Consider the following 12,179-nt stretch of genomic DNA (forward strand, 5'->3'; position numbering starts at 1 on the left):
ATCTCAGCGGTCTTCTACACCCGCTTCATCCGCTCCACCGCCATCAGCACCCGTTCTGGCGTAGCCGGTGCATCGAGCCTTGGGCAGACCTTGTAATCCGCGACACTCGCCACCGCCATCGACAATGCCTCCAGCACCGAGATCGCCAGCATGAAGGGTGGTTCGCCGACGGCTTTGGAGCGGCCGATGGTAGCCTCAGTGTTCTCGGACCATTCGGCAAGCCGCACGTTGAAAATCTTCGGGCGGTCGGAGGCGAGCGGGATTTTGTAGGTCGAGGGGGCATGGGTGCGCAGCCTGCCCTTGTCGTCCCACCAAAGTTCTTCCGTCGTCAGCCAGCCCATGCCCTGGACGAAGGCGCCCTCAACCTGGCCGAGGTCGATTGCCGGGTTCAGCGAGCGGCCGACATCGTGGAGGATGTCGGTGCGGTCGATCAGATATTCGCCGGTCAGCGTGTCGATTGAGACTTCGGTGCAGGCAGCGCCATAGGCGAAATAGTAGAAGGGCGTGCCGCGGCCGGCCTTGCGGTCCCAGTGGATCTTCGGCGTCTTGTAGAAGCCGGCGGCGGAAAGCTGAACGCGGGCGAAATAGGCCTGCTTGATGAAGTCGGGGAAGGGGATCTCGCTTTCGCCGACGCGCACGCGGTTCGGCAGGAAGACGACGTCGGAGGGCGGCACGTTCCATTTCTCGGCAGCGAAAGCGACCAGCCGTTCCTTGATCTGGCGGGCGGCGTCATAGGCGGCCATGCCGTTCAGGTCTGAGCCGGAGGAGGCGGCGGTGGCCGAGGTGTTCGGCACCTTGGCGGTCGTCGTCGCGGTGATCTTCACCCGGTCGATATCGACCTGGAAGCTGTCGGCCAGCACCTGCGCCACCTTGGTATAGAGGCCCTGGCCCATTTCCGTGCCGCCGTGGTTCAGGTGGATCGAGCCGTCCTGATAGATGTGGACGAGGGCGCCGGCCTGGTTGAAGGCAGTCATCGTAAAGGAGATGCCGAATTTGACCGGCGTCAGCGCGATGCCCTTTCTGATATAGCGGCTGTCGCGATTGAAGGCGATGATGGCGTTGCGCCGCGCCCGGTATTCGGCCGTTTCCTCCAGCTCCTCGACGACGCGGGCGATGATGTTGTCCTCGACCTCCTGATGGTAGGGCGTCAGCGTGCGCCCGGAACCCGGCTGGCCGTAGAAATTCAGTTTGCGGATATCGAGCGGGTCCTTGCCGAGGGCATAGGCGATTTCTTCGATGACGCGCTCGGCGCCGAGCATGCCCTGCGGGCCGCCGAAGCCACGGAAGGCGGTGTTGGAGACCGTATGCGTCTTGAGTGGCTTCGATTGCAGATGCACATGCGGATAGAAATAGCTGGAATCGGCGTGGAAGAGGGCGCGGTCGGTCACCGGGCCCGACAGGTCGGAGGAGAAGCCGCAGCGCGCCGCGTAAGTGGCATCGACCGCATGGATGCGCCCTTCGGCATCGAAGCCAACCTCGTAATCGACCAGGAAATCGTGGCGCTTGCCGGTGGCGCTCATATCCTCGTCGCGATCGGGACGGAATTTGATGGCACGTCCGAGCTTCTTGGCGGCGATCGCTGCGAGGGCGGCGAACTGGTTGCCCTGGGTTTCCTTGCCGCCGAAGCCGCCGCCCATGCGGCGCACGTTGACGGTGACGGCGTTGGAGGGGATATCGAGCACATGGCCGACGATATGCTGTATCTCGCTCGGATGCTGCGTCGAGGACCAGACGGTAACCTCGTCATCCTCGCCGGGGATCGCCACGGCGATATGGCCTTCGAGGTAGAAATGCTCCTGTCCGCCAATGCGCATCTGGCCTCTCAGACGCATGGCGGCATTCGGCATTTCCGTTTCCGGCTCGCCGCGATGGAGCGTCATCGGTGTGATGACCAGCGGGCTGCCGTTGGCAAGCGCGCCGTCGATGTCACTCCAGTGCGGGAGGTCGCGATATTCGATCTTTGCCAGCCGCGCGGCGCGGCGGGCTGCATCGCGCGTTTCGGCGATGACGGCAAAGATCGGCTGGCCGTGGAACTGAACCAAAGTTTCGGCCAGCAGCGGCTCGTCGTGGCTGCCGTTGGAGCTGACGTCGTTGACGCCGGGCACGTTCTTGCCGGTGAAGACCCAGACGACGCCGGGATAGGCGGCAACGGCGGAGAGATCGATGCTGAGGATTTCGGCATGGGCGCGGTCGGCGAGGCCGAGGGCGCCGTGCAGGAGGCCTGCGGGTTCGGGGATGTCGTCGATGTAATCGGCGGTTCCGGTGACGTGTTTGTGCGCGGAATCGTGACGCTGTGAGCCGTGCATGGGGCCTGCGATGATGGCTTTGCGGTCTTCGAAGGTGGACTTGTCCATTAGCGGTGTCCTCCAGGAAGATTGCCCGCTCCGGGCGTTCGCGGCTCATTGCCGCTCGCCCCCCTCATCCGCCTGCCGGCACCTTCTCCCCGCTGGGGAGAAGAGACATGCCGCTGGACCAGGGCCAAATCGCCGACGTCTGATAACGGGCGCGAGGATACGGCACACTCCCTCTTCTCCCCAGCGGGGAGAAGGTGCCCGTAGGGCGGATGAGGGGGGCGGCTTGCGCTTGTGGTCATTTTCTCCATCACGCCACCTCCTCGAACCGCTTCAGCTCCGCCGGCGCTCCGACTGTTTCGAGATAGAACCGCGTCAACAAATTCTTCGCCGTCAGCTGGCGATATTCCGCCGTGGCGCGCCAGTCGGTCAGCGGCTGGAAGTCGGCGTCGAAGGCGAAGCGGGCGGCTTCGATGGTTGCTTCCGTCCAGGGCTTGCCGATCAGTTCGGCCTCCACCGCGCGGGCGCGTTTCGGTGTTGCCGCCATGCCGCCGAAGGCGATGCGGATGTCGGTGACGATCTCGGCGTCATCGAGCGTCAGCAGGAAGGAGCCGAGCACGGCGGTGATGTCCTCGTCGCGGCGCTTGGTGATCTTGAAGGCGGCAAAGCGGCTGGTTTCCCTGGGATAGGGCACGAAGACGCTCTCGACGAATTCGCCGGGCCTGCGGTCCTGCTTGCCATAGGCGATGAAGAACTCCTCGAGCGGTATCCTGCGCTGGCCTTCCAGGGAGCGCAACGTCAGCGTGGCGCCGAGCGCGATCAGCGGCGGTGGGCTGTCGCCGATCGGCGAGCCGTTGGCGATGTTGCCGCCGATCGTGCCCATGTTGCGCACCTGTTCGCCGCCGATGCGGTCGATCAGCCGTCCGAGCGCCGGGATCTTTTTCGAGATCGCGGCAAAAGCGCCGCTGTAGCTGACGCCGGCGCCGATGGTGATGCCGTCCTCGCTCTGCGTGACCGATTGCAATTCGCTCAGGTGATTGATGAAGACAACGGGGCTCAGCCGTCTCATCTGCTTCGTCACCCAGAGGCCAACATCGGTCGAGCCGGCGACGATGGTGGCATCGGGCTCCTGCGAGAGAATTTCCGCCAGCGCCTGGATCGAGGCCGGTACGATCAGCCGGTCTTCGCCATTCCCGATCCTGATGGTGCCGCTCGCCTGCATTGCCCAGAGCCGCGCGACGATTTCCGAGCGCCTGCGCTCCAGCGGGTCGAAGAGTGCGCTTGGCCGCGTCTGGCTCACCTGCTCGGCTGCCTTGACGATCGGCTCATAGCCCGTGCAGCGACAGAGATTGCCTTGCAAGGCTTTTTCGATCTGCCGGCGGCTCGGCTTCTCGGTCGTCAGCCAGAGGCCATAGAGCGACATGACGAAGCCTGGCGTGCAGAAGCCGCATTGCGAGCCATGGCAATCCACAAGTGCCTGCTGCACCGGATGCAGCGCGCCGTCCCGGCCGGCTAGATGCTCGACCGTCACCACATGGGTCGCGTGCAGCGAGCCCACGAAACGGATGCAGGCATTGACGGATTCATAGGCGAGCTTACCGTCGGCGAGCCTGCCGACAAGTACCGTGCAGGCGCCGCAATCGCCTTCCGCGCATCCTTCCTTGGTGCCGGTCAGACGCCGCTTCAACCGCAGGAAATCGAGAAGCGTCTCGGTCGGCCTGACATCGGTGAGCGCGATGTCCTCGCCATTCAGGATGAAGCGGATGCTGTCGTTCATGATATTCCCGGTTGTTTTTTCCAAATGGTTAAGCCGCCGTCCAGCCACCGTCAATCGAGATGTGCGTACCGGTCACCTGGCGGGCGGCATCGCTCGCGATGTAGAGCGACAGCGCGCCGATCTCCTCGGCCTTGACGAATTCACGGGTCGGCTGTGCCTTGAGGATCACTTCGCTCTTCACCTGCTCCTCGGTCATGCCGCGGGCCTTGGCAGTGTCGGGTATCTGCTTCTCGACGAGCGGCGTCAGCACGTAGCCGGGGCAGATGGCGTTCACGGTCACGCCGAATTCGGCAAGTTCCAGGGCTGCCGTCTTCGTCAGGCCTAATATACCATGTTTTGCCGCCACATAGGCGGATTTGAAGGGGGAGGCGACAAGCCCGTGCGCCGAGGCGATGTTGATGATGCGGCCATATTTCTTCGCCTTCATCAGCGGAATGGCGGCACGCATGGTGTGGAAAGAGCTCGACAGATTGATTGCGATGATCTGGTCCCACTTCTCGATCGGGAAATCCTCGATCTTTTCGACATGCTGGATGCCGGCATTGTTGACGAGGACATCGACGGTGCCGAATGTCTTTGCAGCCGTTTCGATCAGGTCGGCGATCTCGGCGGGCTTGGTCATGTCGGCCGGATGGTAGATCGCCCGGCCCTTGGACAATGATTCAAGTCGCGCGACGATCGTCTTGATTTCATCGGCATTTCCGAAACCGTTGATGACGACATTGTCGCCCGTTTCGGCAAAGGCGGTGGCGATCGCAAGACCGATGCCGCTGGTGGAGCCGGTGACGACGACTGATCTGCTCATGCTGTTCTCTCCTGACATCGATGCTGCGTTGCAACGTTATGGCGAGGTTATGCCCAAAGCCGGCAGGCTGGCAATTCCGCTTTATTCGCTTTTCTCGCTTGCATCCGTGTCCTATTGATTTGTCTCGACAATCGACAGGTGAGGAGGGGTTTTCATGGGCGGATATGTTCTGGCGATCGATCAGGGGACGACGTCGACGCGGGCGATCGTTTTCGATGGCGACATGCGCGTCGCCGGCAAAGGCCAGAAGGAATTCACCCAGATCTATCCACGCTCCGGCTGGGTCGAGCACGATCCCGAGGAGATCTGGGCTTCGGTGATCTCCACCGTCAACATGGCGTTGCGCGATGCCGATATCGAGGCGAAAGATGTTTCGGCGCTCGGCATCACCAACCAGCGCGAGACGGTCGTGGTCTGGGAACGCGAGACGGGCCGGCCGATCCAGAACGCCATCGTCTGGCAGGACCGGCGCACGGCAAGCTATTGCGACAATCTGAAGAGGCAGGATCTGGAGCGGGTTTTCACCAAGAAGACCGGCCTGCTTCTCGATCCATATTTTTCCGGCACCAAGCTCTCGTGGATGCTCGCCAACGTGAAGGGCGCGCGGGCGCGCGCCGCCAGGGGTGATCTCTGCTTCGGCACGATCGACACTTTCCTGATCTGGCGGCTGACCGGCGGCAAGAGCTTCGTCACCGATGCCACCAACGCCTCGCGCACGCTGATGTACAATATCGGCGAAAACGTATGGGACGAGGATCTGCTCGATATTCTCCGAGTACCGGCCGCCATGCTGCCTGAGGTGAAGGATTGCGCCGCCGATTTCGGCACGGTCGATCCCGGCCTCTTCGGTGCCGCAATCCCGATCCTCGGCGTTGCCGGCGACCAGCATGCGGCAACGATCGGTCAGGCCTGTTTTGCGCCAGGCATGCTGAAATCGACCTATGGCACCGGCTGCTTCGCCCTGCTCAATACCGGCGCCGACATGGTGCGCTCCAAAAACCGGCTGCTGACGACGATCGCCTATCGCCTGAACGGCGAGACGACCTATGCGCTGGAGGGCTCGATCTTCATCGCGGGGGCGGCCGTGCAGTGGCTGCGCGATGGGCTCGGCATCATCGGCAAGGCCGGCGATACCAACGCGCTCGCTGAAAAGGCCGACCCGACGCAGGAGGTCTATCTCGTGCCGGCCTTCACCGGCCTCGGCGCGCCGCACTGGGATGCCAAGGCGCGCGGCGCGATCTTCGGGCTGACGCGCAACACCGGCCCGGCGGAACTTTCCCGCGCCGCACTTGAAGCCGTCTGCTATCAGACCCGCGATCTGCTCGATGCCATGCAGAAGGACTGGAAAAACGGCACTGAGGACACCGTGCTGCGCGTCGACGGCGGCATGGTCGCCTCCGACTGGACGATGCAGCGCCTCGCCGACCTGCTCGATGCCCCGGTCGACCGCCCGGTGATCCTGGAGACGACGGCGCTGGGTGCTGCCTGGCTTGCGGGCAGCCGGGCAGGGGTGTGGCCGGATAGGGAGAAGTTTTCCGCGACGTGGAAACGGGATCGGCGCTTCGAGCCCGACATGGACGAAAAGGTGCGGGCGGCGAAGCTCAAGGGCTGGAAGAATGCGGTGAAGCGGACACTGAGCGAGGGGTGATTCCGGAGACGCCGGGTTATTCCTTCAGCCACGGCGTCGCCGTGCTCCAGAAGATCACGTTGGCACCGAGATAATCCTGGGCGAAGGCAGTGAATTCCTGCTTGGTGAAGGGCTTCTTTGTCGCCGGGTTCTTGTAGGTCAGCGTCGGCTCCTGCACGGCGAGGCCGACATAGGCGAGCTTTCCCTTGTATTGGTTGAAGAAGGGATAGGAGTTCTTCATCTGCGCCTTGCGGTTCGGCACGATATCGGGACCACCGAGGCCGACATTGTTCTTTGCGGCGAAATCGAAAAGACGGCCCATGTAGTTATGGTCGTTTTCCCATTCGCAGGGCCAGAAATTCACATATTGAACGACCATGGATTTTGCGAAGGCCTTGCGGGTGAAAGCGAGGTTTTCCATCTCGGCAGCGAAATAGGCATCGCAGCTATAGCCCTTCGGTTCGTGCTTGGGGTCGAGATCGATCGCGGTTTCCGGCAGGTTGACGCCGTAGACCCGGCCATCGAATTTTTCGGCGAGCGCTTTCAGTAGCGCCTGATAGCGTTCGCGCACGGCAGGATTCCATTGCTGCGCGACCCAGCCGGAACCGACAGGTTTGTTTTCGCCGGGATTATCGAACTGTGGGGTGAGGCCGCCGTCATATTCGGGTTCGGTCAGCATATAGTCGGGGATGTTGCGCGCCTTCGGACTGAAGAAGCGGTCCTGCACCTGGATGAACATCTTTTTGTTCAGTGCCTTGGCGATGGTGAGGTCTTGCTCGATCGCGGAAAAATCATACTGGCCCTTCGCCGGTTCCAGGCTTTTCCAGTTGTAGACGACCTGAACGCCTGAAATATCGGGCAGGGCAAGCGTGGCCTTTGCGGCAGCGAGATCGCCGGAGCTCGTATAGAGGAAGTTTTCCGGGGCGGAGGCGGCATGGGCAGCCTGCATCGGCAGAGCGAGGGCGGCAAGTGCGGCGAGAAATCTCTGAGATTTGTTCATGGGGTTCTCGAATGAAAAGGCAATGGAAGTGCCGGCAGCTCTCCGGTTCAAAAAAGGCAACTCCATGACCGCCGATGTCCCGCTCGCAGGGACGCTCAAGCGTGGTGCTTACAAACTTCTCCATCGATAATTTTTTGATGCGACCTGTCGGCTAAGCGGTTACTCCTTCGTCATTCGGAAAGAGGAGTGACCAATGCTTTACGCAATCCTTTGTTACGCCCATGAGGAAACCGTCTTCGCCTGGACCGAGGAGGAGGAGGCTGCCGTCATGGAGAAGCTTTACGCCGTGCAGGAGCCGCTTGCCAAAGCCGGCAAGCTTGGCCCGGTCGGCCGGCTGATGCCGACGACGGCTGCGACCACCGTGCGCAAGGGCAAGGACGAGGCTCTCGTCATCGATGGGCCTTTTGCGGAAACGAAAGAGGCGCTTCTCGGCTTCTACGTGGTTGACTTCGATACGCTCGATGGGGCGGTCGCCTTCACGAAGCAGCTTTCCTCGGTCAATCCCGGTTCCACCTCTTACGAAATTCGGCCTTTCTACGTGTTCAGGCCGGGAGATGCTGCATCATGACCGACATTGCCTGGATCGACCTCGCGCTTGCCTCTGCCCGCCCCAAGGCGCTCGGCGCGCTGCTGCGCTATTTCCGCGATCTCGATACCGCGGAAGAGGCGTTCCAGGAAGCTTGCCTCAGGGCGATCCGCACCTGGCCGGAGAAAGGGCCGCCGCGCGATCCGACGGCCTGGCTCATCTTCGTCGGGCGCAACAGCGGCATCGATGCCGTGCGCAAGCGGTCGAAGCTCCAGGCGCTGCCGGACGAGGATACGATCTCCGATACCGAGGATGCGGAAAGCGATATCGCCGGGCGGCTTGATGATTCCAACTATCGCGACGACATCCTGCGGCTTCTCTTCATCTGCTGCCATCCCGATCTGCCGGCTACCCAGCAGATCGCGCTGGCGCTGCGCATCGTTTCCGGCCTTTCGGTGCCGCAGATCGCCCGCGCCTTCCTGGTGTCCGAAAGCGCCATGGAGCAGCGCATCACCCGGGCCAAGGCGCGCGTCGCCAAGGCGGGCGTGCCTTTCGAAACACCGAGCCCTGGGGAGAGGGCGGAGCGGCTGTCGATCGTCAGCACGATGATCTATCTGATCTTCAACGAGGGCTACAGCCAGGCCGACCCGAAGCAGGAGGCGGCCGCCTTCAGCGACGAGGCAATCCGGCTGGCGCGGCTGATGCTGCATATCTTTCCATCGGAACCGGAACTGATGGGGCTGCTTGCGCTGATGCTTCTACAGATCTCGCGCCGGCCGGCGCGCTTCAGCGCCGAGGGTGAAATCGTGCTGCTCGAGGATCAGGACCGCTCGCTCTGGAACCAGCCCTTCATCAACGAGGCGCTGGTGCTGCTCGACAAGGCGCTACGTCACCGCCGGCCTGGCCCCTTCCAGCTTCAGGCGGCGATCGCGGCGATTCATTCCCGGGCAAAACGCGCGGAAGATACAGACTGGGTCGAGATCGATCTGCTCTATCGCGCGCTGGAGCGTATCCAGCCGTCGCCGGTCGTCACGCTCAATCGGGCGGTGGTGATTTCCAAATTGCAGGGGCCGCAGGCCGCGCTCGATGTCGTCGATCCGCTTGGCGAGAAGCTCGACGGCTATTTCTACTATCATGGTCTGCGCGGCAATCTGTTGAAGCAGCTCGGCCGCAATGGCCAGGCGCGCGAAGCCTTCGACCGCGCCATCGCGCTTGCCCAGTCCGCCGCGGAGGCTGCTCATATCCGTCACCAGATCGACAAGATGCAGGAAGAGGCCGCGCAGCTGGTCGCAAAATAATTTCGGCGCGCTGTCGGAATGTCGAACTTCGACACGTCCTTGTAACAACCTGATACGAAACAGGTTTCATTCAAATGGAGAGATGTTGAAATGACCGCCAGCACGCAGCATGAACTTGTCCTCGTTCGCGAATTCGACGCGCCGCGCGAGAAGATCTACAGGGCATGGACCGATCCGGAACTGCTGAAGCAGTGGTTCGTGCCGCGCCCTTGGAGCGTCGCGGACGCAACGCTCGACGTCCGCCCCGGCGGCTCCAGTGTCGTCGTCATGCAGGATCCCGACGGCAATCAATACCCGAACCGCGGCGTCTATCTCGAGGTAATCGAGAACGAAAAGATCGTCTTCACCGATGCCTATAGCAGCGCCTGGGTACCGTCGGAAAAGCCCTTCTTCACGGGCGTCATCCTGCTCGAAGAACTCGGAAACGGCAGGACGAAGTATACCGCCATGGCGCTGCATTGGCGCGCCGAGGACAAGGAAGCGCATGAGAAGATGGGCTTCCATGAGGGATGGGGCAAGGCAGCGGACCAGCTGGCGGAACTGCTGGCGACGATGTGAGCGATGGAGGCGGCGCGGTGAAGGCCGCGCCGCCCTCACGCCTCAAGTGTGGTGTGAGGTGGCTTGGAAGGTGATTCCGCCGATGCCTGGAAGTCGTTGAATTCAGATTCGAATTGCGCTGCGGGCACGTCGTTGGGTGTCCGTGGATGCTGCGCCCAAGACATTGCCCGCCTATCAAGATTCTCGAACATTCCGTTCCAGAGTTTGTATTTGCGTTCCCTCTTGCCGATCCTTATCTCCGGGCGGAATTCAATGGGATGCCGACAATGGAACTGGGTCTTTATACCTTCGCGGACGTCAATCCTAATCCCTCCCGCAGCAAAGGAGCGGAAGGGGCAGAGCGGCTGAAGCATCTGATCGAGGAGATCGAGCTTGCCGATCAGGTCGGGCTCGACGTCTTCGGGCTCGGCGAGCATCACCGGCCGGATTATGCGGCATCGGCTCCCGCGGTGGCGTTGGCGGCGGCCGCCGTCAAGACCAAAAACATCCGGCTGACGAGCGCCGTCACCGTACTTTCCTCCGATGACCCGGTGCGCGTCTTCCAGCAGTTTTCGACGCTCGACCTGATTTCCAATGGCCGGGCCGAGATCATGGCGGGGCGCGGCTCCTTCATCGAGTCCTTCCCGCTGTTCGGCTACAATCTGGAAGATTACGACCAGCTCTTCGAGGAGAAGCTCGATCTGCTGCTGGCGCTGCGTGACGGCGAGACTGTGGATTGGAAGGGCGAGCTTCGTGCGCCGATCCAGGGGCGCGGCGTTTATCCCCGGCCGCTGCAGGATCCGCTGCCGCTGTGGGTCGCCGTCGGCGGGACGCCGCAATCGGTGGCGCGCGCCGGCGCGTTCGGTCTGCCGGTGGCGCTGGCGATCATCGGCGGCGAGCCGCGCCGTTTCGCACCGCTCTTCGATCTCTATCGCGAGGCGGCGCGCCGGGCAGGGCAGGACCAGACGAAGCTGAAGACCAGCATCAACGTCCACGGTTTCATTGCCGACACGACGGAAGCTGCTGCCGAGCAGTTTTACGGGCCGCAGGCCGAGGTGATGAACCGCATCGGCCGCGAGCGCGGCTGGGGGCCGACCAGCCGGGCGCATTTCGACATGTCGCGCGGGCCGAACGGCGCGCTCTTCCTCGGCGATCCCGAGGTGGTCGCCGAAAAGATCATCGCCCATCACGCGCTTTTCAAGAACGACCGATTCCTGCTGCAGATGGCGATCGGCCTGATGCCGCATGATCAGATCATGCGCGGCATCGAGCTCTACGGCACGAAAGTCGCGCCGATCGTCAGAAAGGCATTGACTGAAAAGGGCGAAGGGGCGAAAGCCTCAGCTTGAGGCGGCCGCGGCCGTCCCTGCGCAAGGCCGGAACAGACGAATGGTTATCGCAAACGACGATGAACTGGTGAAGCTGAAGGAGATCGGCCGCATCTGCGCCAATGCCATCCAGGTAATGGCGGCGGCGATGGAGCCCGGCATGACGACGCTGGAGCTCGACCAGATCGGCCGCAAGGTGCTCGAGGCCTCGGGCGCACGCTCGGCGCCGGAGTTCTGCTACCAGTTTCCGGGCGCGACCTGCATCAGCATCAACGAAGAAATTGCCCACGGCATTCCCGGCCCGCGCGTCATCCGCGCCGGTGATCTCATCAATATCGACGTTTCCGCTGAGAAGGACGGCTTCTTCGCCGATACCGGCGCTTCCTTCGCGGTGCCGCCGGTCAAGCCGAAGATCGAGCGGCTCTGCCGCGACGGCAGGCGGGCGCTCTGGGTCGGGCTCAACCAGGTGAAATCGGGAGAGCCACTGGCAAAGATCGGCACCGCCGTTGGCGCGTTTGCGCAAAAGAACCGCTATACGCTGGTCGCCAACCTGGCCAGCCACGGCGTCGGCCGCTCGCTGCATGAGGAGCCGGCCGAGCTTTCGACCTGGCCGGACCCTTCGGAAAAACGCGTCATGACGGATGGTCTCGTCTTTACGGTCGAGCCCTTCCTGTCGCTCGGCGCGACCTGGGCCGAAGGCGGCGACGATGCCTGGACGCTCTATGCCGATCCGAAGGCGCCGACCGTGCAATATGAGCATACCGTGGTTGCGACGCGGAATGGGCCGATGATTTTGACGCTGCCGGATGAACGGGGATAGCGGGACGCTCCCTCCTCCTCCCTCATTCCTGTGCCTGTCACAGGAATCCAGCCACCGCGCGTCCGCGCGGTGAATGAATCTACGACCATCATTAAAGAGTCTCCCGCGCCCAAGGACTTGGGCGCACTGGATTCCTGTGACGAGCACAGGAATGAGGGAGGGGAGGCTGG

Annotated in this window: 10 protein-coding genes; 6 read left to right on the forward strand and 4 right to left on the reverse strand. The window is 62.6% G+C overall.

Annotation, left to right across the window (positions count from 1 at the left end; translation table 11 throughout):
* Positions 1 to 14: 14 nt before the first annotated feature.
* From xdhB to EFQ99_RS26005, 3 genes are all read right to left on the reverse strand, one after another.
* A complete protein-coding gene (gene xdhB, locus EFQ99_RS25995; RefSeq protein ID WP_126924090.1) occupies positions 15 to 2,354 on the reverse strand; it encodes a xanthine dehydrogenase molybdopterin binding subunit in 2,340 nt (779 codons plus the stop codon).
* Positions 2,355 to 2,601: 247 nt separating this feature from the next.
* Entirely contained in the window at positions 2,602 to 4,068 is a 1,467-nt protein-coding gene (xdhA, locus tag EFQ99_RS26000) for a xanthine dehydrogenase small subunit (RefSeq protein ID WP_126924091.1), read from the reverse strand.
* A 28-nt stretch (positions 4,069 to 4,096) separates the two neighbouring features.
* Positions 4,097 to 4,873, reverse strand: a complete 777-nt coding sequence (locus EFQ99_RS26005; RefSeq protein WP_126924092.1) for a 3-hydroxybutyrate dehydrogenase — start codon at positions 4,871 to 4,873, stop codon at positions 4,097 to 4,099.
* Positions 4,874 to 5,027: 154 nt separating this feature from the next.
* On the opposite strand from EFQ99_RS26005, the gene glpK reads away from it, so the two are divergent.
* Positions 5,028 to 6,521, forward strand: a complete 1,494-nt coding sequence (gene glpK / locus EFQ99_RS26010; RefSeq protein ID WP_126924093.1) for a glycerol kinase GlpK — start codon at positions 5,028 to 5,030, stop codon at positions 6,519 to 6,521.
* A gap of 16 nt (positions 6,522 to 6,537) precedes the next feature.
* Here glpK and EFQ99_RS26015 read toward each other — a convergent pair whose 3' ends face one another.
* On the reverse strand, positions 6,538 to 7,500 hold the full coding sequence (locus EFQ99_RS26015; RefSeq protein WP_126924094.1) for a hypothetical protein: 963 nt from the start codon (positions 7,498 to 7,500) through the stop codon (positions 6,538 to 6,540).
* Positions 7,501 to 7,693: 193 nt separating this feature from the next.
* Between EFQ99_RS26015 and EFQ99_RS26020 the strand changes: the two genes are divergently transcribed.
* The 5 genes from EFQ99_RS26020 (at position 7,694) to map (ending at position 12,009) form a co-directional block, all read left to right on the forward strand.
* Positions 7,694 to 8,068 carry a YciI family protein gene (locus EFQ99_RS26020; RefSeq protein WP_126924095.1) on the forward strand — a complete coding sequence of 125 codons (375 nt, stop codon included), beginning with the start codon at positions 7,694 to 7,696 and terminating at the stop codon, positions 8,066 to 8,068.
* Positions 8,065 to 9,324 (forward strand): RNA polymerase sigma factor, encoded by a 1,260-nt coding sequence (locus EFQ99_RS26025; protein WP_126924096.1) that lies wholly within the window; start codon positions 8,065 to 8,067, stop codon positions 9,322 to 9,324. Before EFQ99_RS26020 ends, EFQ99_RS26025 begins: the two co-directional genes overlap by 4 nt.
* 90 nt (positions 9,325 to 9,414) lie before the next feature.
* Positions 9,415 to 9,882: an SRPBCC family protein gene (locus EFQ99_RS26030; protein ID WP_126924097.1), complete on the forward strand. Its 468-nt coding sequence runs from the start codon at positions 9,415 to 9,417 to the stop codon at positions 9,880 to 9,882.
* A gap of 266 nt (positions 9,883 to 10,148) precedes the next feature.
* Positions 10,149 to 11,210, forward strand: coding sequence for an LLM class flavin-dependent oxidoreductase (locus tag EFQ99_RS26035; RefSeq protein WP_126924098.1), 1,062 nt, complete (start codon positions 10,149 to 10,151; stop codon positions 11,208 to 11,210).
* Positions 11,211 to 11,250: 40 nt separating this feature from the next.
* On the forward strand, positions 11,251 to 12,009 hold the full coding sequence (gene map / locus EFQ99_RS26040; RefSeq protein WP_126924099.1) for a type I methionyl aminopeptidase: 759 nt from the start codon (positions 11,251 to 11,253) through the stop codon (positions 12,007 to 12,009).
* Positions 12,010 to 12,179: the final 170 nt, after the last annotated feature.

Source organism: Rhizobium vallis, assembly GCF_003985155.1.
Taxonomy (GTDB): Bacteria; Pseudomonadota; Alphaproteobacteria; order Rhizobiales; family Rhizobiaceae; genus Rhizobium; species Rhizobium vallis.